Annotated in this window: 23 protein-coding genes and 2 pseudogenes; 10 read left to right on the top strand and 15 right to left on the bottom strand. The window is 49.6% G+C overall.

Translation table 11 applies throughout. The features are described 5' to 3' along the window. Positions 1 to 298 precede the first annotated feature (298 nt). Entirely contained in the window at positions 299 to 2,881 is a 2,583-nt protein-coding gene (locus O3276_RS21110; protein WP_269673072.1) for a tetratricopeptide repeat protein, read from the top strand. 37 nt (positions 2,882 to 2,918) lie between these two features. Here the strand turns inward: O3276_RS21110 and lipA are convergent, their stop codons facing one another. From lipA to O3276_RS21085, 5 genes are all read right to left on the bottom strand, one after another. After that, positions 2,919 to 3,929: a lipoyl synthase gene (gene lipA / locus O3276_RS21105; RefSeq protein WP_269676031.1), complete on the bottom strand. Its 1,011-nt coding sequence runs from the start codon at positions 3,927 to 3,929 to the stop codon at positions 2,919 to 2,921. A 141-nt stretch (positions 3,930 to 4,070) separates the two neighbouring features. Then, on the bottom strand, positions 4,071 to 4,778 hold the full coding sequence (gene lipB, locus O3276_RS21100) for a lipoyl(octanoyl) transferase LipB (protein WP_269673071.1): 708 nt from the start codon (positions 4,776 to 4,778) through the stop codon (positions 4,071 to 4,073). A gap of 14 nt (positions 4,779 to 4,792) precedes the next feature. Continuing rightward, positions 4,793 to 5,059 (bottom strand): HP0495 family protein, encoded by a 267-nt coding sequence (locus O3276_RS21095; RefSeq protein WP_101746054.1) that lies wholly within the window; start codon positions 5,057 to 5,059, stop codon positions 4,793 to 4,795. A 107-nt stretch (positions 5,060 to 5,166) separates the two neighbouring features. After that, the gene (locus O3276_RS21090) at positions 5,167 to 6,378 is read right to left on the bottom strand and encodes a D-alanyl-D-alanine carboxypeptidase family protein (RefSeq protein WP_269673070.1); all 1,212 of its coding nucleotides are present in this window, start codon (positions 6,376 to 6,378) and stop codon (positions 5,167 to 5,169) included. Between the two features lie 122 nt (positions 6,379 to 6,500). Further along, positions 6,501 to 6,968, bottom strand: coding sequence for a GNAT family N-acetyltransferase (locus O3276_RS21085; RefSeq protein WP_269673069.1), 468 nt, complete (start codon positions 6,966 to 6,968; stop codon positions 6,501 to 6,503). Between the two features lie 267 nt (positions 6,969 to 7,235). Between O3276_RS21085 and O3276_RS21080 the strand changes: the two genes are divergently transcribed. After that, positions 7,236 to 7,643, top strand: a complete 408-nt coding sequence (locus O3276_RS21080) for a hypothetical protein (RefSeq protein ID WP_163369678.1) — start codon at positions 7,236 to 7,238, stop codon at positions 7,641 to 7,643. 35 nt (positions 7,644 to 7,678) lie between these two features. Here the strand turns inward: O3276_RS21080 and O3276_RS21075 are convergent, their stop codons facing one another. The 8 genes and pseudogenes from O3276_RS21075 to O3276_RS21040 all read right to left on the bottom strand — a co-directional run bounded on the left by O3276_RS21075 (position 7,679) and on the right by O3276_RS21040 (position 17,190). Then, the gene (locus O3276_RS21075; RefSeq protein WP_269673068.1) at positions 7,679 to 8,572 is read right to left on the bottom strand and encodes a septal ring lytic transglycosylase RlpA family protein; all 894 of its coding nucleotides are present in this window, start codon (positions 8,570 to 8,572) and stop codon (positions 7,679 to 7,681) included. Positions 8,573 to 8,736: 164 nt separating this feature from the next. Then, positions 8,737 to 9,807, bottom strand: coding sequence for a lytic murein transglycosylase B (gene mltB / locus O3276_RS21070; protein ID WP_269673067.1), 1,071 nt, complete (start codon positions 9,805 to 9,807; stop codon positions 8,737 to 8,739). 133 nt (positions 9,808 to 9,940) lie between these two features. Further along, positions 9,941 to 11,086: pseudogene (gene rodA, locus O3276_RS21065) on the bottom strand (rod shape-determining protein RodA). Then, positions 11,086 to 12,857, bottom strand: a pseudogene (mrdA, locus tag O3276_RS21060) (penicillin-binding protein 2). Before mrdA ends, rodA begins: the two co-directional pseudogenes overlap by 1 nt. A gap of 303 nt (positions 12,858 to 13,160) precedes the next feature. Further along, the gene (rlmH, locus tag O3276_RS21055; RefSeq protein WP_101746028.1) at positions 13,161 to 13,628 is read right to left on the bottom strand and encodes a 23S rRNA (pseudouridine(1915)-N(3))-methyltransferase RlmH; all 468 of its coding nucleotides are present in this window, start codon (positions 13,626 to 13,628) and stop codon (positions 13,161 to 13,163) included. Beyond that, on the bottom strand, positions 13,628 to 13,975 hold the full coding sequence (gene rsfS, locus O3276_RS21050) for a ribosome silencing factor (RefSeq protein WP_101746053.1): 348 nt from the start codon (positions 13,973 to 13,975) through the stop codon (positions 13,628 to 13,630). Before rsfS ends, rlmH begins: the two co-directional genes overlap by 1 nt. Before the next feature lie 319 nt (positions 13,976 to 14,294). Next, complete coding sequence (locus tag O3276_RS21045) at positions 14,295 to 15,533, bottom strand: glutamate-5-semialdehyde dehydrogenase (RefSeq protein ID WP_269676030.1); 1,239 nt, start codon at positions 15,531 to 15,533, stop codon at positions 14,295 to 14,297. 100 nt (positions 15,534 to 15,633) lie between these two features. After that, positions 15,634 to 17,190: an ATP-binding response regulator gene (locus O3276_RS21040; RefSeq protein ID WP_269673066.1), complete on the bottom strand. Its 1,557-nt coding sequence runs from the start codon at positions 17,188 to 17,190 to the stop codon at positions 15,634 to 15,636. A gap of 245 nt (positions 17,191 to 17,435) precedes the next feature. On the opposite strand from O3276_RS21040, the gene O3276_RS21035 reads away from it, so the two are divergent. Together O3276_RS21035 and O3276_RS21030 are read left to right on the top strand one after the other, a co-directional pair. Beyond that, on the top strand, positions 17,436 to 18,332 hold the full coding sequence (locus O3276_RS21035; protein ID WP_269673065.1) for an SDR family oxidoreductase: 897 nt from the start codon (positions 17,436 to 17,438) through the stop codon (positions 18,330 to 18,332). Between the two features lie 12 nt (positions 18,333 to 18,344). Next, positions 18,345 to 19,082, top strand: a complete 738-nt coding sequence (locus tag O3276_RS21030) for an FAD-binding oxidoreductase (protein WP_269673064.1) — start codon at positions 18,345 to 18,347, stop codon at positions 19,080 to 19,082. On the opposite strand, the gene O3276_RS21025 is transcribed toward O3276_RS21030, so the two are convergent. Further along, positions 19,048 to 20,280: a VTT domain-containing protein gene (locus tag O3276_RS21025; RefSeq protein ID WP_269673063.1), complete on the bottom strand. Its 1,233-nt coding sequence runs from the start codon at positions 20,278 to 20,280 to the stop codon at positions 19,048 to 19,050. The two genes, O3276_RS21030 and O3276_RS21025, sit on opposite strands and share 35 nt — an antisense overlap. A 385-nt stretch (positions 20,281 to 20,665) precedes the next feature. Between O3276_RS21025 and tesB the strand changes: the two genes are divergently transcribed. From tesB to O3276_RS20995, 6 genes are all read left to right on the top strand, one after another. Continuing rightward, complete coding sequence (gene tesB, locus O3276_RS21020) at positions 20,666 to 21,541, top strand: acyl-CoA thioesterase II (protein WP_269673062.1); 876 nt, start codon at positions 20,666 to 20,668, stop codon at positions 21,539 to 21,541. Between the two features lie 259 nt (positions 21,542 to 21,800). Beyond that, positions 21,801 to 22,901 (top strand): polysaccharide deacetylase family protein, encoded by a 1,101-nt coding sequence (locus O3276_RS21015; protein WP_269673061.1) that lies wholly within the window; start codon positions 21,801 to 21,803, stop codon positions 22,899 to 22,901. Positions 22,902 to 23,032: 131 nt separating this feature from the next. Next, a complete protein-coding gene (locus O3276_RS21010) occupies positions 23,033 to 23,386 on the top strand; it encodes a c-type cytochrome (protein WP_269673060.1) in 354 nt (117 codons plus the stop codon). Between the two features lie 44 nt (positions 23,387 to 23,430). Beyond that, positions 23,431 to 24,003, top strand: coding sequence for a hypothetical protein (locus O3276_RS21005; RefSeq protein ID WP_269673059.1), 573 nt, complete (start codon positions 23,431 to 23,433; stop codon positions 24,001 to 24,003). Positions 24,004 to 24,110: 107 nt separating this feature from the next. Further along, positions 24,111 to 24,419, top strand: coding sequence for a hypothetical protein (locus O3276_RS21000; RefSeq protein ID WP_209203357.1), 309 nt, complete (start codon positions 24,111 to 24,113; stop codon positions 24,417 to 24,419). Between the two features lie 22 nt (positions 24,420 to 24,441). After that, positions 24,442 to 25,428, top strand: coding sequence for a hypothetical protein (locus tag O3276_RS20995; protein WP_269673058.1), 987 nt, complete (start codon positions 24,442 to 24,444; stop codon positions 25,426 to 25,428). Here O3276_RS20995 and O3276_RS20990 read toward each other — a convergent pair. Then, positions 25,396 to 26,019 carry a flavin prenyltransferase UbiX gene (locus tag O3276_RS20990; RefSeq protein ID WP_269673057.1) on the bottom strand — a complete coding sequence of 208 codons (624 nt, stop codon included), beginning with the start codon at positions 26,017 to 26,019 and terminating at the stop codon, positions 25,396 to 25,398. The genes O3276_RS20995 and O3276_RS20990 overlap by 33 nt on opposite strands. Between the last annotated feature and the right edge of the window lie 9 nt (positions 26,020 to 26,028).

Raw genomic sequence — 26,028 nt, 5'->3', positions numbered from 1 at the left:
TCTACCCTGCTCTCGTCCACAGAACAGTAGGGACGGGAAAGCGGCTATTACTCAGAGGCATAAGAGCAATAGCCAGCACCTTACCATAAGTGGTTGACCAACCACTTTTTTTGAATATCAAGCAAGCATTGCGAAGGCCGTAGTTTCAGGAAACACATCTTAAGTGAGTAGCCCTCTGAAGCCTACCAGTAAATCGTAGCTTTTTGTTTAAAGCATCATTACCGAACTTAACGTTATTGCCGTGGTCTAAAAGTATAAAGTTCAACCGCAATTCAACCCTGACGTTAGACCCAAACCGATGGCAAACTCTTATAACCTCTCACCTCATCTACCGTTTGTCCCTCAAACCTCAAACGATCACGGGGCATTTCTGGAAGCATTAGCGTTAACTGAAGCGATAACGACTTTGAAGGCACATCTGCCAAAAGAGGGGCAAACACAGGAACCACTGGATCTACGTAACCGATCTGTCAAAGCAACTGAACATCCGGTTGTTCAGTACACGAAAGCACAACTGGAAACGAAAAAAAAGCTGTGTCATCGAGGGAACAATGCCACTTTAGAAAGAGAAAAACGATATTTTCAAACACCATCAGCAGAAACACTCTCTCATCTTCTGGACCAGTTTCAGGTTACTTATGCGAAATTCTGGGAGCTACAGGAAGTCGTGGAAGCCAGACCAGAGAGTATGCCAAAGAGCTTATTAAACATAGCGGATGATCTTGAACAGTTTGAAAATCACACTATTGATTTTTTACTGAGCTGCATGCCTTCCGATCCGGAGCAAATTCAGGATCTTTTCTTAATGGCTATTTGGTTACAGTGGACAAAAAACTCTAAACGTGAAGTAGAATCGGCCAACTATGTTTTAACCAGCAAACGGATTTTATCATTTTTCGAAAATGACAAAATGGCCAATATACCACTTGCAAAAATGAATCATAGAGTCATTTGCTGCGACCTAAAGAGTCAGAAAATGGAGCCTTTTGATGAAGACTTACTGCCCACATTTATCATCACAAGTATTACCAACTCATTAAAATACATACTTTTTTTTAGAGATACTGAAACTATAAAAGCTAATATCATTGAATTTGTTTACGACTCTGAATTATTTAAAAGAAAGCAAGACACGCAACAATTGCTTGCAAAAAGTTTAACTATCGCAGAACTGTGCGAATCAGCATTCAATTTGGTTAACAAATTGAAATGCAGTAATCTTGCTATCATTCCCGGCTCAACAGACATTCCTGATTTAAATCCGAATTCGTTATTATTCTACGTGTTTCGGTTTGGTGAAAACGGTCAGCTGGCATATAACTCACCGGACATTAGCCTGTCAGCATTGGAACAGCTCATCCGTTTCCTCCAGATCCCCGAATTCAAGAAAAAAGTATTACCTTTAATAGAGAAATTTGCATCAACAGAAATAGACCTGCCAGTTTTGAATACTATTTGTAATTTTCTGATCAATCAAGATACCTTCCACCTTATCGATATCCCCAACAAAGACAGCAGGCTCTATTTATCCGCGGTTTTGTACTACCTGAAAAACGAACCTGAAAAAGCAGCAAGTGAGCTGTTAAAATCCCGGGTCCCTGAAGCCCGATGGTTACTCAGTAAGGTGTATGAGCAAAGCAACCGATTAGAAGAAGCCATTCACCACTCCAGACTGGCCATACAACAAGGTATCAGTGCGGCCAACCTGCAACTGGCTTTGCTGCTGATCAAGAACAGCAAGAATGATCTCGGTTCAATAGAGGAAGTTATTACCCTTTTGCAGAGGGCTATAGAGCACTATGATTTTATTGATGCCAAAGACGTATCATTCTATATTCAGGGAATTATCGATGAACTGGAACTCTCCGAAACAAAACCACTCGCTCTGGAAGCGACATCTGACGAAATGACATCTGACGAAATAAAGGGATCCAGAAAACAACGACGCCGTCCAGGCTCAACCAGAAAAGAGAAAACCACAAAAATACCGGGTAAAAAAAGATTTCAGAGAAGTGTACCCAGAGACCTGAAAGATCAAAAACCAAGCCCTGGCGAAGATCAATGTTCTATCAATGCCAGCCCTGTGCGCTCTACAAGCATCGAAGAAACACCCATTCAAAGGGAAAGCATTAAATCAATCCCTCGAATCCGGCTGTCCTACATCAGCCTCTCCGTTACACAGTTATTGCACAACAGCGACTTTGAACAGGCTCGAACCGTATTAGAACACTTCTGTCAGGAAACTCAGCTCACAATACAACAGGCAAGCTTTGCTCACATGGATTTATGGAGCCTCAGGGTGATAGCAAAAGGATCTGAACATCTGGAAGCCTTCAATGCGTCAGCCAAACAAGAACAGAAGTCCGGTGAGTTAAACATACTGGCTCAATCCGGCAAAGCACTAACCGATTACGGTCTGGACCGGAAGGCTTGCGGCACGGTTTTATTATCTGACGACATTCCAAAAACCCAACTGGCCATTCGAAAACTGATTATTGATAAAGCGCTGGGCTGGCTATGCTGCCTCCACCCTCGTGACCAGACTTTAGTCGACTATAAGGCTCAGTGGATCATTCAGCCCTGCGCTATAGCCAGGCATCATTTAGCCGAATTTGAACATAGCCTGTCACTGACATTCGTCACCGGTTCTTTTTTATCCCTTATTGGCCACATACATGGTGATATGGCATCAGATTGTGATGACCAAAAAGAGAAAAACAGGCTCAAACAAAAATCGGGGGAATTTTATAGCACGGCCAATGAGTTTAATAGTTGGAGAATTCGATTAAAAAACGAACCCTTGTTACGTCATCGAATCGCAAAAAAAACCCCTTTAGGTGATATTCAAAGAGTAAGGAAAAAACTGGCCAAAGAGCGATAGACTCAAAGATGGGGGGATTGCCTCCCCCCCATTCGTATCAAAGACCAACGTTGTTCTTCTGTAAGACTTGCTCCGCACGATAGCTGGATCGCACCAGCGCACCGGAAACGACTTCAAGAAACCCTTTTGCTAATCCCCATTGCCGATATTTTTCAAACTCTTCCGGCGTCACATAACGCTCAATGGGAAGATGGTTAACCGTTGGCTGCAGGTACTGGCCAAAGGTAACGATATCCACATTAATGGCTCTCAGATCATCCATGGCTTCCAGAATCTCATCATCGGTTTCACCGAGCCCCAGCATCAGGCTGGTTTTCGTCAGGACATCAGGACGGTATTTCTTGGCATGCTCCAGCACCGCCAGTGTCTGTTCGTAACTGGCCCTGGGATCACGCACGGGGTGAGTCAGTCGGCGCACGGTTTCTACATTCTGGGCAAAGACCGCGATGGGGCTATCAACAACCTTTTCAACGTGGGACATAACACCGAGAAAATCAGGTGTCAGAACCTCTACATCAGTTTCCGGGTTTTCTTCTTTAACCCGGCGAACCACTGCAGCGTAATGTCCGGCTCCGCCATCCGGCAGGTCATCCCGGTTCACCGAGGTCAGCACCAGATATTTCAGATTCATCAGCTTGACCGAGTTAGCGGTGTGCTCTGGTTCATCGTGATCCAGCCACCCTTTGGGATTCCCGGTATTCACAGCGCAGAACCGGCAGGCCCGGGTGCAGGTATCACCCATCAACATGATGGTTGCAGTACCAGAGCTCCAGCACTCGTTGATATTCGGGCACATGGCCTCTTCGCAGACCGTACTGAGCTTATGCTCATGCACGGTACTTTTGACTTCTTTGTATTTTGTGCCGTGACTTGCTTTTATTCTGAGCCAGGATGGTTTCCGCTGAATCGGGGCATGCTGCCCCCCGGCACTGGCTTTAATGCCATTTTTAATGGCTGTGATACCTTTGTCATTGACAAATTTGGTGCCACTTTCTACTTTGACGCTACCGTCTATTTGCACGATAGGAATAATGTTTTCCGGTTTCATCCGTGGGCTTTCTCCGGTGAGGCCGCTATTCACCAGCTCATGACCTTTTAATGGCTCATGGCTGTCAAACGATTCAAGACCGCTGTTTTCGGAATGAGTAGACATGCCTCCCCCTGTTTTTTTGGATTACTGGTAAACGGGTTAACCTTTATCTCCGCTATCTGCCGTCAACAGCTCATCAATCGCCGTTCTTTCATCAATATTGATGTAACTGAGTGCTTTCTGAAAGCATACCAGTAAACGCCGACTCACTTCCTCCCTATCGACATTTCCCAGCAGCGATGCCATATCCACCACATTAAGCCCGCGATAACCACAGGGATTAATTCGGTTAAATGGTTCCAGATCCATATCGACGTTCAGGCTTAAACCGTGGTAAGAACACATCTTACGGAAGCGAAGCCCAAGGGATGCAATCTTGGCACCATTGACATAAACACCCGGCGCATCCGGCCTGTTCTGTGCCTCTAAACCATAACTGGCCAGCATTGCAATGACGGCACTTTCCAATGCAGAAACCACAGCCCTTGGACCACTCTTCTTCCGGCGCACATCCATCAGGAAGTAAAACACCAGCTGCCCCGGGCCATGATAGGTAACCTGGCCACCACGATCCACCTGAATAACCGGGATATCTCCCGGGAACAGAACATGTTCCGGCTTGCCAGCCTGCCCCTGGGTGAAAACCGGGGGATGTTCCACCACCCAGAATTCATCCCGGGTCTGATCATCCCTATTGGCAGTAAAGGCTTTCATAGCCTGCCAGACAGGCTCGTAGTTTCTCCGCCCGAGATAACGGACGATCAGGTCATTTTCAATACCGTCAGACTGTCGGGTGCTTTCAGCCATCAAAGCCCTGTCCATTACAAAACCATCTGAATACGGCCACTGGCTTTCAAATCTTCAAAGAGCGCCTGCAGTTGAGGTTCGCCAGTGGCATGAATAACCACGGTCACTGACATGTACTTGCCATTTCGGCTGGTTTTCATTTTGGCATGGCCATCGAAGTCTGGTGCGTGTTTGGCCACCACCCGCAGCACAAAATCTTTATAATCGGGAGCGGAGTGCCCTACGATACGAATAGGGTAATCACAGGGGAATTCAATTTTCGGGGCCTGTGGCTCATTCATAACCATCTACCTACATCATTGTCGGACTGAACGTCGGACTATAAACAGTAAAAGCGCTGCACCCTGGCCGGGAATACAGCGCTTTTCACGCTTATCTTTAACCCGGGTTATGCAAACAGCCCGGTAAAGAACAAGACAATACTATCCCAGATACGCTTGAAGAAACCTCCCGGCTCAACAGCCTGCTGAGCAATCAGCGGCACCTCACGAACCAGTTCATCTTCCAGCATAACGTTCACTGAACCGATGGTCTGACCTTTCTTGATGGGTGCTTCCAGCTTTGGGTCGATCTTCAGAGAGGCGGTCAGGTTCTTACCCGTCCCCCTGGGCACAGTGACAATCAGGTCTTCGGTAATACCCGCAGTAATTTCACTGATGTCCCCTTTCCAGACCTTAACGGTTTGCAGAGGCTCGCCACCTTTTTTCACGTCCACATTTTCAAAGAAGCGGAAGCCATAGGTCAGTAGTTTCTGGGCATCATCCGCACGCTGCTTCTCACTGGCGGAGCCCAGCAGCACCGCAACCAGACGGCGGTCATCACGCTTGGAGGTTACTGCCAGGTGGTAGCCGGTGTCTTCAATATGTCCGGTCTTCAGACCATCCACATAGGGGTTGGTCCAGAGCAGACGGTTACGGTTTGCCTGACGACGCAGGGGTTTGCCGGTTTTTTTATCGACGCCGTACTGAAAATACTTCTCCGCATACCAGCCGTAATATTCCGGATAGTCCTGAACGATATGCTTGCCAAGAATGGCCAGGTCACGGGCGGTCGAGTAATGGTCATCTATTGGCCAGCCGGAAGCATTCTGGAACAGCGTATTGTTCATGCCAAGCCGCTGGGCGGTACTGGTCATCAACTGGGCAAAGGCTCCCTCGCTGCCAGCGATGTGTTCAGCAACCGCAACGCTGGCATCATTACCGGAAACGATAATGATACCTTTCAGCAAATCTTCAACCGTTACCCGCTCCCCAACTTCAATAAACATAGTGGAGCCGCCCAGGCTCCATGCTTTTTCACTGACCAGAACCTGATCGTCACGGTGGATGTTGCCCGCAGCCATTTCCATTTCAGCCAGATACGCGGTCATCATCTTGGTCAGGCTGGCCGGATGCATGGGCTCATCGGGATTCTGTGAGGCCAGCACTTCACCGCTGGCGGCGTCCATCAGAATGTAACTTTTCAGGGACACTTCCGGTGGTGAAGGAATCTGTCCATAAGCACTGGCCTGGCCGACAAAAACAAGACCAGTCATGGCCAACGTTCTCAGCCAGTGGGGGGCCACCAGCTTATGAAGGGAAGATAAAATTCTTTTGCCCATGCAGGTAAATGCTCTGAATATATGGATTTTCATCATTATAATGTTCAAGTCTTTAGAGGTTAACTGCAACTTGCAACAACTGATAACAATTCATCGATTGGCACAGCAGATCTTCCGTCAAGTCAGACGCGAGCAGGCCTATTACTCATAAGGAATATTGTTTTCCCATGATAGATATCCTCATGAAAAGTACGCCAACCCAACTGCTCATAAAAGTTCACTTGATCCGGAGTATACAGGAATAGCGGACCCAGGTTCTGCTGCCGTGCATATCCCATTGCCTCCTTTACCAGCTGCTGACCATAGCCATGCCCCCGCTTCGACGGTTCCACATAGACATTGGCCAGCCATGGTGAAAACTCTGGATAGTTTGGCAGATCCTCTTTGAGAATGCTGACTGATCCCCAGACACGCCCTCCCTCTGCAAGCACCCAGGTTTGCGGGATCAGGTCGGTCAGCAAAGAAGCTTCCATATCCTTCCGAAAGTCACTCAAAGCACTCCCGGGGTATAAAGCCCCCCACTCCCTGTAATGCCAACGCGCAACCGTTTCGATGCATGAGGGCAGGTCTTGCAAATTAACAATTTTCATCAGGATTAATAGCAAAGAAATCTATAACCATGATTGTACCCCAAAGCACTGAAAAACCTGACCTTGCGTAAAGCACGGTAGATAAAAAAACGCTACCAGCCTTACACCCCAAAGCCTTGCGATGATAATGAATTATTCGGGCAAGGTTGCCAAACGCCCTCTATTTTTACCTGTGAATACACGACTATGAGCCAGCAATGCCTTTCAACCGTAACAGTAATCAATAACTCTATGATTGATAAAACATGGGACAGTGGGAGTGACACAATGTTAAATGAAGACCTGTACGAGTGTCTGATTGAGCTCGGTATCAATGAGCCCAAAGCCCGGGCGGCGGCAAAAGAGAACGCCAAGCTGACGGAGATGAGCGAAGACATTGTCACCATACGACAAACGGTCTTTGAACTCACCCGCCAGAGCAGCGGGATGAATGAGCGCCTGATCAATGTTGAAGAACTGATGAAAGCTCTGATTCAGCGCATTAACAGCATGGAGCAGTGGCAAACTCAAACCGATGAACATCTGACGGATTTTGAAGGTCGCCTGACGGGGGTAGAAGGGAAATTGATCGGTGTTTCAGGCAGGTTAACCGGCGTTGAAGATCGTCTGACCCGTGTAGAAGATGAGCTGGCCGAAATCAAAGGCATGCTGAAAATACTGGTTGATAGAGAATAGGACAGAGTTCATCCATCCTATCCATAGCCCGAATCTTATGGGGCTTTGACTACCTTTTCAGACTGTTCTGCCTCTACTTCAGTCACCATCTTTTCGGAAGTTCCCGCATCACCCATGGACTTTTCATCGACAGGCTTTTCATACACAAGATAGGGCGACGCAAACTCAGCCGAGCTTAACCCCTCCAGCAACTCCTCCAGATGATCAGGACTTTCTACCGGACCAATCCTCACCCGATACAGTGGTTCTGGTGCATCCCCCTTGACCACTTTCGCCTGGACACCCGCCCGGGAAAAGAGATCCCGACGTAAAAGCTGCGCATTATGGTAGTTTTTAAAGGCGGCCAGTTGCAGGTAAAGCAACTCTCCATCCCGTTCATGGGCGGGAGAACGGGCAAAGGTCTCCGGGTCAATGCCTTCTATTGCCACATTCGCCAGCCCTGAATCAGCGAACCCCAGCTTTTTTGCCGCAACATAAGAAAGATCGATCAGTCGGTCACCATGAAATGGCCCACGGTCATTGACCCGCACCACCACCGACTGACCATTCTCCAGATTAGTGACCTTGACATAGGAGGGCAGTGGCAATGTTTTATGGGCCGCCGTCATCTTGAACATATCATAGATTTCACCGTTGGCCGTCTGCTTCCCGTGAAACTTGGTGCCATACCATGAAGCCTCGCCCTTCTCTGCATAACCATTGGCAGAGGCCATCGGCTGATAGTGAATCCCACCCAGGGTATAGGGTGTATTTTTAACAGGGACCTGTATCGGCGATGGGACTGCATCGGGAATGGTACTGATATCAACGGAATCCGCCGGTGGGCCATCCTGAACCTGTGGACTACTGCTACAGCCAACCAGGGCTGATAGCATGACGACCGGAACCAGCCGGAACCCCCGGGTGTTAATTCCCACGATGTTCTTCATTGATAGCAAGCCTGAGAGACCGGCTCCAGATCGTCCCATTTGATCAAACATACTTTTCAACGTTAACAAATAATATTCCTGAGGGTTCGTTATCAATCAACCGGGAAGCCGCCAAAGGCTCACCTTACAGTGAGCCTTCAGCAAAGACCAGCCCGGGAAAACCATCACCCCTGTTTACCTTTCGCAACCTGCTTGTGCAATGCCAGAGACCGTTTATAACTGTCCTTCACTTCTCTGGACAACTGATAAACGGCAAGGGCATACATCTGGCTACGGTTGTAGCGGGTAATGACATAAAAATTATGCAGTCCTACCCAATACTCAGCGCCAGCACTGCCTTCATGTTTCATTGCCAGAACTTTAGAAGATTTTGGTACCATTTTCGGCACAGCCCACCCGGCCTTCTGTACAAGACTCAGTTTTTTGTCCGGTTTCAATCCTGAAGAGACGATCTGCTCATGCTTAACGCCTGACACCTTTGCCTGCACTGCCACACCACTGCCGTATTTCCAGCCGTGTTTTTGCAGATAGTTGGCAACACTGGCGATGGCATCTTCATCGCTCAGCCAGATATTTGCCTGCTGATCGCCGGTATAATCAACCGCATAGGCACGGTAGCTGGACGGCATGAATTGTGGAATGCCCATGGCTCCGGCATAGGACCCGGTCAGTTCATCAACGTCCAGATTCTGTTCACGGGCGAGCAGCAGAAAATTTTTCAGCTCTTTGCGGAAAAACTCACCTCTTCGGGGAAAGTCAAAGCCCAGCGTCGTGAGCGCATCCAACACTTTAAAGCCACCGGTCTGCCGACCGTAATAGGTTTCCACGCCAATAATCGCCACAATAATATTGGCTGGCACCCCCAGCTCCTGTTCAACACGGGCCAGGGTTTCGGCATTTTCTTCCCAGAAGCTGACACCCTTCGCTATCCTTTCTGGCGTGATAAATATCTTGCGGTAGTCTTTCCACTCCAGAGTCCCTTCGGCAGGGCGGCTGATCAACTCCAATGCCCGCTCGGAACGCTCCGCCCCGGCCAGAATATCCTCAAGCTCTGTCCTGGAAAAACGGTGTTCAGTTACCAGCTCATCAATAAAAGCATCAACATCCTGCCTGCCCAGATAGTCACTGTCGTGATTTTCCTGGGCTAGTGCCCAGGTGACAGGAGTAGCAACCACAGCAGCCATCAGCAGGCCACCACGAAACATTCGACGGAATACCCCGGGAAAATTTTTCATGTATCCGTACCTATTCAAAAATAACAAACTCAGGGTTCTCACAAACACCAAAACAACGACAACAATACATAACCCAACCTGCCTCTACATTAATCGACAGTGGTTTTGAATTCTATGCCAGAAAGGTAAAGATCTATTGGGAAGCCCTCAGAAAAGAGCGATGGGTATGTATCGACATCAGAAAACCAAAGCCGGCCAGCAGGGTCACCAAAGAAGTCCCCCCCCCGGCTAACCATGGGTAATGGAACACCCACTACTGGCAGGAGTCCACTGACCATCCCGATATTCACGAAGATATACACGAAAAACGTCAGTGTAATACTACCTGCCAATAAACGGCCAAAGAGCGTCTCGGCATTCAGGGTGATGAATAGTCCCGCCCCAGAATCAGGGTATACAGGGCAAAGAGCACCAGACATCCCATCAGGCCAAACTCTTCCGCCAGAACGGCAATGATAAAATCCGTATGGCTCTCTGGCAGAAAATCAAGATGCGATTGCGTGCCCTGTAACCACCCCTTGCCATAAAGCCCACCGGAACCAATGGCGATGGTGGATTGGATGATATTCCAACCGGCTCCCCACGGGTCACTTTCAGGGTTCAGAAATGTCAGCACCCTCCGCTTCTGATAGTCATACATAAAGAACTGCCAGAACACATAGATCGCTGGTGCCGCAAGACAGATGGCAGAAAATATCATGCGCTTGCGCAAACCGGCCAGCAGCAGCACAAACAGGCCCGAAGAGCCAATCAAAATAGACGTGCCAAGGTCAGGTTGTTTGGCAATAAGTACCACCGGTACAGCAATAATAATCAGTGAGAAAATCACATCTTTAAACGAGGGAGGCAGTGGACGCCTGGCCAGAAAAGCCGCCATGGTGATCGGCATAATCAGCTTGATCACTTCCGATGGTTGAAACCGGAAACCCGGCAGCTGAATCCAGCGCTGCGCACCTTTGGACTGTACGCCCATAAACAGAACGGCCAGCAATAGCAGCACCCCGGCCACATAAAACCACTTGGCCCACTGCATCAGCACCCTTGGCGGAATCTGGGCCACGATCAGCATGCCGGTCAGACTGATGCCCAGGTAGGTTGCCTGTCGAATAACAACCGACATATCCCGACCGGTGGCACTGTAAAGAATAAAGAGCCCCGCACCACAGAGTAAAAGCAGAAACCCAAGCAGCATAAAATCAATATGCCAGCGCATGGACAGTCCCGGGCCGCGGCCAAACCCGTGGAGATCGATCTGGCGAACAAAATCCTGGTTGGCCATTATTTCTCCCCCTTCACTTGATGGCTGTTGGCCGTTAATCTTGGCAGCAGGTAGGAATCCATAACCTTTCTGGCGACATTGGCAGCACCATTGCTGTTTTCCAGAATAACAGCAACGGCAATCAGGGGATCTTCTACCGGTGCAAATGCGACAAACAAACTGTGATCCCGCTCGAACTCTTTCAGCTTCTCAGCATCGTACTCCTCTCCCTGGGGAATACTGACCACCTGCGCTGTTCCGGTTTTACCGGCCATACGATACTTGAGTCCCCGACCGATTCGCCAGTGTGCGGTTCCCCCCGGAGAGTGAACAACATCTTCCATGGCTTTGATAATGAGTTCCCAGTTCTTGGCTTCCGCCTCGGGAGTCCGGCCAATGGTAATGTCATCCCCCCAGAATTCCCCCTGGATTTCAGGAATATCCTCTTTCACCAGACGGGGCTGAACATACTTGCCACGGTTGGCGATAAGTGCCGTTGACTCTGCCAGTTGCAAAGGGGTTGCCAGCATATACCCCTGCCCGATGATCGCAATCACCGTTTCACCCGGATACCAGGGCTGGCCATAGGCACCTCGTTTCCACTCACTGGAGGGCAAAAGGCCCGGCCGCTCTTCCCTTATATCAATACCGGTTTTGTGGCCAAAGCCGAACTGATCAGCAAAATCATGGAGATTATCGATACCCAGCTTCCCGGCCTGAATATAGAAATAGGTATCATTGGATGCTGATATCGCGCGGGATAAATCAACCCAGCCATGACCGGAACGTTTCCAGTTACGAAAACGGTGATCACTGCCCGGTAGCTGAAACCAGCCTTTATCAAAAATTCGGTCCTCCGGTTTGACGATATCATTCGCCAGCAGTGCCAGCCCCATCACCGGCTTTACTGTGGAGGCGGGTGGGTACTCACCTAATGATGCCCGATTGTACAACGGTCGCTCGATATCTCTGTTGAGCGCATTGAACGTTTTACTATCAATCCCCGTCACAAACAGATTGGGGTCAAAGGATGGATTGCTGGCCATTGCCAGCACCCCACCGGTTTTCGGGTCCATGGCCACCAAAGCCCCTCGGCGGCCATTGATCGCATCAATCGCCACCTTTTGCAGCTCACTGTCCAGATAAAGGTTAAGATCCTGCCCGGCGTGCGGGCTAACTTTTTTCAACACGCGCAATACCCGGCCACGTGCATTGGTCTCTACCTCCTGGTGACCGGGTTTACCCAGAAGTACCGACTCGTAGGCGCGCTCTACACCAATCTTGCCTGTGGTATGAGTCCCGGAGTAGAGAGTCGGGTCCAGACGTTTCAAGTCCCGATCATTGATTCGGCCTACATAGCCGATGCTGTGGGCAAAACGCTTTCCTTCGGGGTACTGCCGAATCAGTTCAGCATTGATATCCACCCCCGGCAAACGGAAAAGATTCACCGAAATGCGGGCAATCTCTTGGCGGTAAGATCAAACTTCAGAGGGACCGCTTCATAAGGTCGGCGTCGTTTCACCCGTTGATGAAAACGCTGCAGCTCACCGTCGGTCAGAGACAAAATATGACCAATATCATCCAGCAAACCAGCAAGATCTTTGGTCTGCTCCCGAACAATCGACAATATATGGCTGGGCTTGTTAACGGCAAGAAGCTTGCCATTGGTGTCGTATATCAGGCCACGGGTAGGAGGGATTGGCTGAGCCAGTACACGATTCTCATCCGATTGCGTTGACAACTCATTGTAGCGAACAACCTGAAGATAGAAGAGGCGGGAAACCAGCCCCATAGCAAGGAGCACCATAAAGCCAATGGCAACCCAGATCCGGATATTTACCAGTCTTTTTTCTGCCCCATGGTCCTTTAAGGTATCCTGCGGCATGTTATATCTCAGTCATCAGTCGTATGGTCAAAGGGCTGCTCTTAAATGCATCAACTGATACATTAGCCTGTTAATACACAAATATTAAACGTAAAAAATGCAGTGTTTCTCAAGAAAAAACACTGCATTTCAAATAAAAACTCTCACCAGAAAGCTAGCCTTCACTTTTACTTGAGTGAAAGTACTTCGTCAATCAAGGTTACATCAGTTTTACTTGTGGTAGGGATGATTGTGAAGAATGCTCCAGGCTCTGTAAACCTGCTCAGCCACCACAACCCGGACCAGCGGGTGCGGCAATGTTAATGGCGACAATGACCAGCGGAGATCCGCCTTTGCCAGGCATGATGCATGTAAACCTTCCGGCCCGCCGACCAGTAAACTGACGTTGCGGCCACTGTGCAGCCACGCTCCCATGTTGTCCGCCAGCTTCTCTGTGCTCCAGGCCTTGCCCATAATTTCCATGGTGACCACCAGGTCGCCTGAACCCACAGCAGCGAGCATCTGGCCAGCCTCTTTCTCCTGAAGGCGATTAATATCAGAGCCTTTACTGCGCTTACCGAGAGGAATCTCAACAAGCTCCAGTTTCACGTCCGCACCCAGCCGACGACTGTATTCCCTGTAGCCCTCTTCAACCCAACCCGGCATTTTTGAGCCAACCGATATCAGCCGAATCCGCATCAGGAGGGCTCAGCGACAACCAGGTCAGCACTGTCCCAAAGTCTTTCCAGGTCATAGAACTGGCGGGTAGCAGGCAGCATCAGGTGGACAACGACATCACCAAGATCCACCAGAACCCACTCGGACTTGTCCTGACCTTCAACCCCTAACGGTCGAACACCCTGTTTCTTACACTGCTCAATGACATTATCCGCCAGCGACTTTACATGGCGGTTGGAGGTACCACAGGCAATCACCATAAAATCGGTCACACTGGTTTGACCCGAAACATTCAAACAGGTGATTTCATTACCTTTTACTTCTTCAATAGCTTCGACAACAAGCTGTTTTAACTCATCAGAATGCATAGACTGCAAAATTAACCTCGTATTGACGATCCGGCAGAGCATGGTTTGTTACCCTGTGCCGAATCAGGCCATTTAAACAGGGCAGGCTCTCAGCATTAATCATAGAAGTCAATGCCCGATACCCTCCAGAGGCGGAAATCCACTATCAGAGCAGTAAGTAGTTAACCAAATGAAATCATATATTTCTGACTAAGTTGTCAGTCACTCTGCGGCGTTGCAACTCCGGTCACATAGCTACGGCTATGCTCCCTACGTTGCGCCTTGCATAGCAACTGCCCACTTAGCCAGAAATATACGATTCCATTTGGCCAACTACTTATCACTGGCGAATATGGCCATCCCCAAAAACCACATACTTTTGCGAAGTCAGCCCTTCCAGGCCGACTGGCCCACGGGCATGGATTTTGTCGGTAGAGATACCAATTTCAGCACCCAGCCCATATTCAAACCCGTCGGCAAAACGGGTGGATGCATTCACCATAACAGAGCTTGAATCCACCTCCCGCATAAAGCGGCGGGCACGGGTAAAATCTTCAGTGACGATGGCATCGGTATGATGAGAACCGTAGCGATTGATATGAGCAATTGCTTCATCCATATCCAGAACCACTTTAATGGCCAGAACAGGGCCAAGATACTCTTCTGACCAGTCTTCTTCTGTTGCTGCTATCGCACCGGGCAGAATCTCACAGGTGACGGGGCATCCCCGCAGCTCAACACCCTTCTGGGAATAAAGTCCTGAAAGCTCCCGCAGCAAAGGCTGAGCCACATCCTGATGCACCAGCAACGTTTCCATGGCATTGCACACACCATAGCGATGGGTTTTTGCATTCATGGCAATCCGGACGGCCTTGCTGTGATCTGCCCGATCATCCAGATAGACATGGCAGACACCGTCCAGGTGTTTAATCACCGGTACCCGGGCGTCGGCACTGATGCGCTCAATCAGTCCCTTGCCACCACGAGGTACGATCACATCGACATACTCAGACATGGTGATCAGCACACCGACAGCGGCACGGTCAATAGTTTCAACCACCTGCACCGCATCTTCAGGCAGCCCTGCCTGGGCCAGCCCCTGCTGAATGCACCGGGCAATAGCCTGATTGGAATGAATGGACTCACTGCCTCCACGGAGAATAACCGCATTGCCAGATTTCAGACACAGGCTTGCTGCTTCCACGGTGACGTTCGGACGGGACTCATAGATAATGCCAATGACGCCCAGAGGCACCCGCATTTTGCCTATCTGAATACCGCTGGGCACATACTTCATATCATCAATAGTGCCGATGGGGTCTGGCAGGGCGGCCACCTGACGGAGACCTTCAATCATGGTATCAATTCGGGCATCGGTCAGTTCAAGGCGATCCAGCATGGCGGCATCAAGCCCACGCTCCCGGCCAGCGTCCAGATCCCGGGTATTGACAAACTTCAGCTGAGAACGATCCGCTTCCAGTGCGTCTGCTATCGCCAGAAGTGCCCTGTTTTTCATCGCAGTATCAGCAACGGCCATCTCCTTACTGGCCTGCCGGGCTCTCTGGCCCAGTCCATGCATGTACTCCGTCACTTGATCAGCCAATGTCTTTTCTCCCGGCAACTTGCATCACCACTATCGTTTATTCTCTGCAATAAAAGGCTGCAAAACAGCCATATTATCAGTCCGCAATCGGCATGGTAAATTCAAATATCGTCCCGCCTTCCGGGTGACGCTGGAATGTCAACCGACCACCATGGGACTGAATAATGGAGTGACACACTGTCAGCCCAATACCCATACCATCCGCCTTGGTGGTGTAAAACGGCGTAAACAGTTTTTCTTCGGCATCATCTGCCAGACCATGGCCACGGTCAATGACCGACACTTTGACAAAGTTATCATCCAGCTTTTCGGTGCGAACATAGACACCGATACTGCGGGTCTCCATATCTCTCATCGCTTCCATGCCATTACGAATCAGGTTCAATGCCACCTGCTGGATCTGCACAGGGTCAACCTTCACATTCGGAAGCCCCTCTTCCTGCTCCAGATGAATTTCCATGTGGTTGTTACGGGCGTCAACTTCGGCAAGCTTGTAGGTATCCTGAATCAACCGGTTGGGATCGACGCTGCCGAGAACATGGTCCGGCTTCTTCACAAAAGAACGAATACGGGCAATGATTTCCCCGGCCCGTCGGGCCTGGGTATTGACTTTTTCCATGGCCTCGGAAAGACCAAGGTCATCGGCCAATTCCAGCCGGGCCAGCATTCTTCTGGCCACCTGGGCGTAATTGGAAATCGCGGTCAATGGCTGATTTACCTCGTGGGCAAAGCCAGCGGCCATCTCACCCATGGTGCTCAACCGGGAGACGTGGGTCAGCTGCTCTTTCTGGCTTTCCAGTTCATCCAGGGCCTTCTGCAGGGCTTCCTGCTGCCTTTTTTTCTCGGAAATATCCCTGAACACAACCACTGCGCCACTGGGGGCACTGTTTTCCATAATCGGCGTACAGGAAAAATCCACCGGAAACGGCGAACCGTCACTGTGCAGGAACGTGGCATTTTCAACGGTTTTACTGACACCCTTGCCCAGGGATACCTCAATCGGTGCCAGTGGCCCTGATGGGGCATCTTCACTGCCTTTCATTAACTGAATCAGGTTCTGGCCCGTCAGTTGTTCTATGGACCAGCCGGTCATGGCAGAGGCTGCCGGGTTGGCAAAGGTAATCAGTCCCAGTCGATCAAGGCCGAATATCCCTTCATTCATACTTTCCAGAATGCGGGCCTTATCAGCCTCCAGCTGTCGATTTCTCGCGGAAAGTGCCTGTTCAAGCTTATGGATTTTCAACTGGGTCTGTACCCGGGCAATGACCTCTTCCGCTTGAAATGGCTTGGAGATAAAGTCCACTGCGCCGGTTTCCAGGCCCCTGACCTTGTCTTTGGTATCATCCAGGGCGGACAGGAAAATCACGGTTATATTGCGGGTTTCCGGGCTTTCCTTCAGCCGTTGGCAGACCTCATAGCCATCCATGCCGGGCATCATAATATCCAGCAACACTAAAGCGGGTTTTGCCTTGACAGCGATCCTGAGAGCACTCTCTCCATTCTTGGCAATAAGAAGCTTATAGCCACGGCCACTGAGGGTTTGCAGTAATACCTGCAAATTGGTCGGATTGTCATCCACAAGAAGAATACGCTCTTCTTCATGCTGCTCTACAGGAGCTTCAGCCAGATACATCGTCAGCAGATCCTGATTTCAGAAGGTTCATCAATGTAAAAATAGACGGAAATAAGTGGCTTATCTTACTATAACTTCGGCTTTTATCAGAGACCTTACTGCCATCAATCACTCTGGCCAATGTTTTCAACGTTGAGAATTCTTTTCCTGAGTCCTCTTATTCATGTTTCAATAGAGCTATTTCCCGTATTGATCCAATGGCGTTGAATGGCCCGTGATCATTAACTCATAACGACCGAGTGCTTATGAAAATACTATTGATTGGTGGTACCGGGCTGATCGGCCAGGAAGTACAACGGTTGCTCCTTGACAAGCAGATCCATTGTATCGTTCCGAAAAGGGATGAATTAAATCTGGAAAATCCTGAGTCCATTGATGCCTGCCTGAAAAATTACCAGCCAGATATTGTGTTCAACTGTGCAGGTTATAACGATCCGGTGAAGGCCGAAAACGAGCCCTCCAAATGCTTCCGGATCAACCGGGATGCCATGGCAACACTGGCGGATGGTTGCCACCGACAGCAGGCCATTCTGGTCTATATCTCGACCTACCGGATTTTTGATGGCAACAAAAAGGAAGCTTATACCGAAAAAGATATACCTAATCCTGCCGGTGTTCTGGCCACCAGCCGATGGCAGGCAGAACAGCAAATCAGTGAGCGCTGCCCAAGGCATATCATTCTTCGTCTATCCTGGGTCATCAGCCACCGACGCACCAACCTTTTAAAGTACCTACTGGACCAGATCAGCAAAGAGCAAGAGGTTGCCGTGGTATCCGATCAACAGGGGTGCCCGACCCCCAGCGACGATGCGGCAAGAGTTATTGTCGCGATCATCCAGCAACTGGGCTGTGGGGCTGAACCCTGGGGTACTTATCATTACGCTGGTGCAGAATCTATCTCTGAAAACCGCTTTGCCGAGGTGGTGATTTCTGAGGCATCGCAATTTCAGGACCTGAAAATCCGAAAACTGCGTATGGATAAATTGAATGATCGTAATGGTATTCAGGCACCAGCCAATGCAACCCTCTCCTGCCGAAAAATTTTAAGTACCTTTGGCGTTCATAATAAACCCTGGAGAGGAGCCCTCGCCCGGATGATCAGAAGCTATTATGAAAGCGGTAACACTGAAATAACGTCATGAGGATAGCCATTAATGCCCGGTTCTCTTTTCTCTGCAACACTCTTTAAGACTGAACAGCTCAGTGCCAATACACTGCAGCTGAGCTTTGAGTTGGTACAGGACGAAGCAGCGAGTTTCAATTTTATTGCCGGACAGTTTGTGCAGCTGCAGTTTGAGATGGATGGAAAACTTCATAAACGAAGTTACAGCATTGCCAACGCACCGGAGGACTTTAAGGCAACCGGCCTGCTGCAAATAGCGCTCAGCCTGGTCAGTGGTGGGGTTGCTTCCGGGCTTTTCCAGAAAGCCCCTGCCGGAACCGAACTGAATATTTCTGGCCCGTTCGGGGCCCTCACGCTGCCGGACACCTTTCCCGGACAGCTTCTTCTGGTGGGAACTGGCACAGGGATTGCCCCCTATCGAAGCATGATTCCGCAGTTGAAAACGCTTAGTGATAAGGGAACAGCTGTCACCGTTGTAAAGGGTTTCAGGTATCGAGAGGAAAGCATTTATTCTGAAGATTTTGCCCAACTGCCGAACTTAAAGTACCGCACCTGTTTAAGCCGTGAGTCCGCCGTAAATACGGTAAACCATGAGTACACGGGCCACGTGCAAGACCAGTTTGACGCCCTCAACCTGAACCCTGAAAACGATGTGGTTTATCTCTGCGGAAATCCGGGCATGATTGATGATTGCGTGACCCTGCTCAGAGACAGAGGGTTATCCCCCCGGCAAATCAAACGGGAAAAATACGTTTACTCCGGGCATTGATTCCGCTTTTCAGCGCAAGAGCAACCAGTCCCCAGAATAAACCAAGGCACAACCCCGTCATAACGTCGCCAAACCAGTTAACCTGCAAAACCAGCCGGGCAAAAGCGTCAATCATCACCAGCCCCAAAGCAACACTCCCCGATAGCCATTGGACTTTAAACGGACGGTTTACTGCTACCGAGGCAACAAAAGAAAACAGTACATAGACGAAGACTGTTGTATGCACAGAGGGGAAAGCATAAAGATCAAGCCATGTCACAGACCTGTCACTGCCTGCCAGCCCGTTGATAAGCCAGACAGAACAAACCATTAATACACCACCAAAAAGCAGACTGAACAGAGTGGCAACCCGATTAGAACGGTAAAGCCAGAATAAGCCACCTGCGGAAACAATACCCAAAACAGGAATACTGCCAATCTGGGCCACCCAGTACATCACCTTTTGCAACCAGGGCAATTGAACCGCTTTCAGCCATTGGTCAACACCTTGATTAACGCTCTCCAGCAACCCTGCCCGGTGAGCAGTAATCAGTAAGGTAAGCAGCCCTGATACCAGCACCAGATACCCGATAAACCGAGGCTTGAAGTGACGATGAGCACTGATCAGCAATGGCGGAAGCAGGATGGCAACACCGGTAATCGCTGACAACACAACCAACAATTGATCGGGCACCTTATCATGCCACTGAAGTGCGGCTCCCGTCAGATAACCCGGAAGCAGGTAAAACGGAGACCAGGCCAAGGCTGAGAGAATATTAACGGTAAAAAAGTAACTGGGAACCATACCCATCATACCCGCCACTGCCGGTATGATGGGGCGGACAGGACCAACAAAGCGCCCGATCACAATGCTTAAAAAACCATACTCCCTGAAGAAATCTTCACCACGTTCCAACCATTGGGGATGACGATGAAATGGCCACCAGCCCCTGACTCGCTCGTGGTAATGATAGCCAAGCAGGTAACTGACCCCATCGCCGACAACAGCCCCCAGAAAAGCCCACAGGAGGATTGGATAGATAGAAATGGAAGCCGCCCCGGCAATAGCCGCTAATGCAAACAGCAGGGCCACACCCGGCAGAACAATACCCACCACAACCAGTGATTCCAGACAGGCCACCATTGCTACAGCAGGACCAATCAGGCCAGTGTTCTGCTGTAACCATATATGAATGGCATCAAAATAAGCGTTATCCATGAGTTACCGTGGCCTTGGTGGGAAATACATTGCTATTGATCTGGACTGATGTGTTATCAGAATTAGACTACAGTTTCATTCTAATAGACTACCTGGATGACATCGGACCCTTACCAGAAATATTGCCAGATGCTTGATCGTAAACAGCCCGAGCTTACCGGTGTAACCGGCCAGAATCATAAAACCCACAATTTATCAGCTATAACGGGCAATGGGCTAATAATCCTTCCTGCTGGTACAGCCTGATTTGCAAAGCAGGCCTGAGCGTTTAAACTGCGCCAGTTTTACCGGGTAAATGCGGGCCTGTTGTTACCCGATAACCTAAAGCATCAACACAATATCTGCCGCCAATCTCAACAAGGGTGTGCAGCCAGGGAGTTACAGGATGAGTGATGTACTGGAAGAACTGATTAACCAACTGAAACTGGAACCGATTGAAAACAATATATTCCGGGGCCAGAGTCAGGACCTTGGTTGGGGGCGGGTATTTGGTGGCCAGGTATTAGGCCAGGCACTGTCTGCGGCAAGGCAGACGGTGGATCCAGAACGTCATGTTCACTCCTTCCATAGCTATTTTCTTCGCGAGGGCGACAGCAGCAAGCCGATTGTTTACACGGTGGACTGCATTCGCGATGGCAGAAGCTTCAATACCCGCCGGGTAGTCGCCGTGCAAAATGGACGCCCTATTTTCAATTTGTCCGCATCCTTTCATTTAAACGAAAGTGGGTTTGAACATCAGGACCCGATGCCACACGTCATACCCCCGGACGAAGCCCTGAGCGAAAAAGCCCTGATTCAAAGGCACAGCGACCTGATCCCCAAGCCGCTGCAAAAACGACTGCTCAGCGATACCCCCATTGAGATTCGCTTTGCTGACCCGGTTGATCCAATGGCAGATGACACCAGGGCACCACATCATAAAATCTGGATAAGAGCCAATGGAAAACTGCCCGATAATCCCGGACTGCATAAATACCTTCTGGCCTATGCCTCAGACTTTCAGTTCTTACCCACCAGCATGTATCCCCATGGGGCTGCCGCTTTCCAGAAACCCGTTCAAATAGCCAGTCTGGACCATGCCATGTGGTTCCACCGCCCATTCAGGATGGATGAGTGGTTACTGCACTCTATTGAAAGCACCCATGCCAGCGGTGCCAGAGCGCTGGTAAGAGGCCAGATATTCAATCAGGCTGGAGTAATGGTAGCGTCTACCATCCAGGAGGGGCTGGTCAGGCCGATCAGGGTTCAGACCAAGGTCTAAAGGAAGAATGAGCTGACCGCTCATAAACTTCTAATTGTTCGCTATTGAAACCTAGACCACCAATCAGCCCCTGCCTTTGCTGATCGGTGGTTTTTTTTGTCCGGATGTAGGACATGGAACCAGGCTCTGGATACCTGAGTAGCCAAAAGTGGTCATTAGTACGATAGTAAATCCCCCTTGTTGAAGGTTAAAATCCCAGCCCGGATATTTCATCAACTGCCCCGAATCCCGCTGGGGGAAACCGTATTAAGGGAATACTGTGAGCTTGTCATTTCTGTTGAAGCCCGTTGTGGGTAAATTGAGGCAATACCTGCCCTGCATTTTTACACTGCTCTCGATAATCCCGGCCTTGAGTCAGGGATCCGGTTCTGCAGTCATATTGCAATATCACCATGTCAGTAATGAAACCCCGAAAATCACCAGCGTCACCCCCGAGACATTCAGGAAACATATCAACTATCTTGCGGAGAATAAATTCAATGTGATGCCACTGGTTGATGTGGTTGAGGCACTTCGCAATAAAAAGGCATTACCGGAAAAAACAGTCGCCATCACTTTTGACGATGCCTATCTGAGCATTTACACCGAGGCATTTCCAATACTCAGGGAACAGGGGTTGCCATTTACCATTTTTGTCACACCCGCACCGGTGGATAAAAACTATCAGAAGTTTCTCAGCTGGGCGCAACTGCGGGAAATGACGGAAGCAGGTGCTACCCTGGCAAACCACACCATGAACCACGCCCACAGTGTAGAAAGACTGCCCGGAGAAACCAGGGCACAGTGGCTTTCCCGGTTCCGACAGGACCTGGATATGACAGAAGCCAGAATCCGGGAACAAACCGGTCAAAGTGTTAAGATGTTTGCCTGGACTTTTGGCGAAACCACCCCGGAACTCAGAGTGACACTGGATGAAATGGGTTATACAGGATTTGGTCAGCAGTCCGGAGCCGCTGGTGAATATTCTGACTTCACTCGCCTGCCCCGTTTCCCCATGGCGGGCATTTATGGGTTGAATGACTTTGCCATTAAAGTCAACAGCAGGGCTCTGCCAGTGACCAGCCAGACCCCCGACTCATCACTGATCATTCAGGATAACCTTAAGCCCGAACTGGAGCTGGCCCTGACTGAAGGGGATTACCAGAAAAAACAGCTTAAGTGTTACGCCTCCGGCCAGGGTGAGCTGAAGGTCACCTGGTTAAATAAAGAGATGACTCTGTTCAGGACTCAAGCCAATAAACCATTACCAGTAGGCCGAACTCGCTACAACTGTACTGCACCATCCAACAGTGGCCGACACTACTACTGGTACTCCCATGCATGGCTCAGATTGACAGATGAAGGTAAAGCGCTGGATTGACAAGGTTGAATGACCAGGATTGACGTTTCGCTGCGTGCCTGCAACGAAACGTCGATAGGCTCTAACATGTAGTGGCACACGTAAAGTGGCTTATTAACCGCTCTATCAATTTAAGTGAAGTCGATGGTTTGATGAAAATAGTCTTAAAAATCAAAAAAATAGTACCAGTCGCCGTTTTTCTTCTGGCTGGGTGCACTGACCAGCAGTCTGCTACTCAAATTCAGCCGCCCCCCCAACACCTTGAAGCAGCACAGGCAAAAGCGATGCAGCTCTGCGCGGGGTGCCATGGCCCAACCGGTATTGGTACAACGCCACTAAACCCTAATCTGGCCTGTCAGAAAAAAGAATACATGGTTAAACAACTGCAATACTACCGAAACGGTGCCAGAACCACTCACCAGCCAATGAGTAATATTGCCAGGCTGATATCTGAAGAAGAAGTCGAGAGTATCAGCGAGTGGTACTCAATAACCGGATGCTTATAAGTTTCTTCCAAATTGGGATGTCCCGGTAAATTAACAAAACCCGGATGCCCCCTTTAAGATCTGTTTTTCTCCCCATCACGCCAGGATCTATTAAATTTTCAAGTAAAGGTGGGAACCTTAATTGCTTTTGTTGGTCTAACTATCAAACCGACATATTAAGTGTGCTTGAAATGACCGTATTATACCCCCCTGCTGGCATTTCCCCCAACGCATCACCCCCTTCTACTGATGCCTCACTGAGCCACAGTGATGAAGGTGGCAACAGCTTTGGCAGAAAAATCGTCAGCATTTTTACCAAAACCCGCATGTCCGCCAGCTCCAGTGAAGAGCATTCCGCATGGAGTAATATCTCAAGCTTTTTCAAAGGTCTCCACAGTCGGGCGGTAAAGCTTGTCAATTATGTGTCCAGACACTTGGGTGAAATGTTACCGCCCTTTTTTACCAAAACCGGAATTGGCAGTGTGGCAGGGTTCGTTATAGGTGTCTTAACCCCTGTCGGGCCGCTTTGGGGGACTGTTGGCGGATTGCTGATTGCTACAGGCTGGCAACTGGGCGTTGAGTATAATACTGATCGGGATAAACCCGATTTAACCAATCTTAAGTCGTCTCAACCTTGATTGGGGAAATCTCTTCCCCTTTTTATTTATCAGGCTTGAAACCCCTCCCACAGCAACTAGTTTTATATAGGTAAACGTATTTTATCTCTACAGGCATGGAGCCCATCATGGAAGATCAAAACATCGAGAAACTGGCGCTGATCATATCCGCCAACTGCATTCGTCAATCCACCATCGAAGAGTGTCAGAAAAAGGGACAAATAAACGATCAACAATTGAATCAGATCAATAAAGAAATGTCTGATCGAATCTTTACCTTCCTGACTTATCTGCTGAAAAAACCGGCTGATGAATATACCGTCATGATGGAAGCAATGGCCAAACACTACCCGGAGAACTGGGAACAGCCTGAGCTGAGCCAGCTTATTCTCCAGCAACAGGCCCAGACCGCTACTTCTGCGTCAACTCAGCATTAATAACCTGTTAAGAGGACCAGCTATGCTTGTCCCTGCGCCATCTTCAGGGACAAAAACAATGCCCGGCTGGAAGAGTCGATTCCATTACCGATTCAATTACCAGCGGTTTCTGGTAGGGACACTCATGTATCTTTCCATGCTTTCCCAGGCGGATACCGTCGATCCTGGTCAACACTATAAAATGCTCACGTTAACACTGGATGAATTGTTAACAGAGCTGTGCATTTCCCATGCCCCTACCCTGGAATCCATGATCGATACCACCCAGGTCTGGCGCAGAAAACCGGGACAGGAACGGTGGGAATTACCAGGGCTGGATATATCAACAGACAAAAGGGACAAAGTCCTTGATCTGCTTGAAAAGCTTGGACTCATATCCCCCATCGGGCCATTAACCAGGCAATATGATTATGCATTGCTATTGGGAGCCACTGCCCCTGGCATGAAACGCAGGCTGGACTTGTTAACTGAGTGGTGGCGTCAGGGTGTCCGATTCAAGCGTTTGATTTTTCTGGTGGGCCAACGCCCTCTCACCCCGGGGGCTGACTACCTGGACATTCTCACCAAAAAGTCTGACCAGAAGACCCCGGACCCACTTCCTTTTACCGAAACAGAGGCGGCAATCATGCTGCATCAACTGGTGCCCATGCCAGAGGCAATGAAAGCCCTGCCGGTTGAGTTTATTGATACGCCAAGAAACTGGAGGAGCGGATTCTGGCACAGGCCCAATACCCGCGACACACTCAAGCACTGGGTAAAATCAGGCCCACTACCGGGAACTGCCCTGGTTATCTCAGAACAGCCCCATGGGATTTACCAGAAAGAAGTCGTAAGACAGGAGTTGCCGGGTTTTGACATTGATCTGGCGGCAGGTCCGGCAGACCCGGCAACCAATCTGCCCATCTACCTGGATGCCCTGGCGTTATGGCTTTACAACCTGAAGCCTTTTATTCCGGGGGCAGAACAACCAGCCCCTTCAAAGACAATGATCCCCCCAGGACGGCATTAACTTCTGGGAAATTCCCAGCTGATCCAATATCCGGGCAACAATAAAATCGACCATGTCATCCACGGTTTCCGGCCGATGGTAAAAGCCCGGAGACGCAGGAAGAATAACACTCCCCATCCGGCTCAATTTCAACATATTTTCCAGATGTATTTCAGAATAGGGGGCCTCCCGGGGCACGATGATCAGCTTACGTCGCTCCTTTAATACCACTGTTGCTGCCCGCTGTGTCAGATTATTACTTAAACCACAGGCAATGGCCGACAAGGTTCCGGTACTGCAGGGGCAAATCACCATTGAGCTGGGAGCACCACTGCCTGAAGCAACAGGCGACATCCAGTCATCCTCACCAAACACACGAATCTGTCTGGGAGCAGCACGGTATCGGTGGGTAAAAAATTGCTCAATAGCGTCCGGCGTATCACCGATCTCAAGGTCCATTTCTGTGGCCAGAACCACTTTGGCCGCCCTGGAAACCAGAACAAACACCTGCCGCTCTGCCGCAACGAGGCTTTCCAGTAGCCGAAGCCCGTACTGGGCTCCGGAAGCCCCCGTGATGGCTAATGTCACTCTTTCAGGATTTGACCGACTCATCACTTAACC

This window comes from Endozoicomonas sp. GU-1 (assembly GCF_027366395.1).
GTDB lineage: Bacteria > Pseudomonadota > Gammaproteobacteria > Pseudomonadales > Endozoicomonadaceae > Endozoicomonas.
This window is presented reverse-complemented; position numbering and strand designations above follow the sequence as displayed.

Coding starts and splice junctions, on each gene's coding strand:
- O3276_RS21110 (WP_269673072.1), top strand. CDS start 299: ATGGCAAACTCTTATAACCTCTCACCTCATCTACCGTTTGTCCCTCAA.
- lipA (WP_269676031.1), bottom strand. CDS start 3,929: ATGAAACCGGAAAACATTATTCCTATCGTGCAAATAGACGGTAGCGTC.
- lipB (WP_269673071.1), bottom strand. CDS start 4,778: ATGGCTGAAAGCACCCGACAGTCTGACGGTATTGAAAATGACCTGATC.
- O3276_RS21095 (WP_101746054.1), bottom strand. CDS start 5,059: ATGAATGAGCCACAGGCCCCGAAAATTGAATTCCCCTGTGATTACCCT.
- O3276_RS21090 (WP_269673070.1), bottom strand. CDS start 6,378: ATGGGCAAAAGAATTTTATCTTCCCTTCATAAGCTGGTGGCCCCCCAC.
- O3276_RS21085 (WP_269673069.1), bottom strand. CDS start 6,968: ATGAAAATTGTTAATTTGCAAGACCTGCCCTCATGCATCGAAACGGTT.
- O3276_RS21080 (WP_163369678.1), top strand. CDS start 7,236: ATGTTAAATGAAGACCTGTACGAGTGTCTGATTGAGCTCGGTATCAAT.
- O3276_RS21075 (WP_269673068.1), bottom strand. CDS start 8,572: ATGAAGAACATCGTGGGAATTAACACCCGGGGGTTCCGGCTGGTTCCG.
- mltB (WP_269673067.1), bottom strand. CDS start 9,807: ATGAAAAATTTTCCCGGGGTATTCCGTCGAATGTTTCGTGGTGGCCTG.
- rlmH (WP_101746028.1), bottom strand. CDS start 13,628: ATGCGGATTCGGCTGATATCGGTTGGCTCAAAAATGCCGGGTTGGGTT.
- rsfS (WP_101746053.1), bottom strand. CDS start 13,975: ATGCATTCTGATGAGTTAAAACAGCTTGTTGTCGAAGCTATTGAAGAA.
- O3276_RS21045 (WP_269676030.1), bottom strand. CDS start 15,533: ATGCATGGACTGGGCCAGAGAGCCCGGCAGGCCAGTAAGGAGATGGCC.
- O3276_RS21040 (WP_269673066.1), bottom strand. CDS start 17,190: ATGTATCTGGCTGAAGCTCCTGTAGAGCAGCATGAAGAAGAGCGTATT.
- O3276_RS21035 (WP_269673065.1), top strand. CDS start 17,436: ATGAAAATACTATTGATTGGTGGTACCGGGCTGATCGGCCAGGAAGTA.
- O3276_RS21030 (WP_269673064.1), top strand. CDS start 18,345: ATGCCCGGTTCTCTTTTCTCTGCAACACTCTTTAAGACTGAACAGCTC.
- O3276_RS21025 (WP_269673063.1), bottom strand. CDS start 20,280: ATGGATAACGCTTATTTTGATGCCATTCATATATGGTTACAGCAGAAC.
- tesB (WP_269673062.1), top strand. CDS start 20,666: ATGAGTGATGTACTGGAAGAACTGATTAACCAACTGAAACTGGAACCG.
- O3276_RS21010 (WP_269673060.1), top strand. CDS start 23,033: ATGAAAATAGTCTTAAAAATCAAAAAAATAGTACCAGTCGCCGTTTTT.
- O3276_RS21005 (WP_269673059.1), top strand. CDS start 23,431: ATGCCCCCTTTAAGATCTGTTTTTCTCCCCATCACGCCAGGATCTATT.
- O3276_RS21000 (WP_209203357.1), top strand. CDS start 24,111: ATGGAAGATCAAAACATCGAGAAACTGGCGCTGATCATATCCGCCAAC.
- O3276_RS20995 (WP_269673058.1), top strand. CDS start 24,442: ATGCTTGTCCCTGCGCCATCTTCAGGGACAAAAACAATGCCCGGCTGG.
- O3276_RS20990 (WP_269673057.1), bottom strand. CDS start 26,019: ATGAGTCGGTCAAATCCTGAAAGAGTGACATTAGCCATCACGGGGGCT.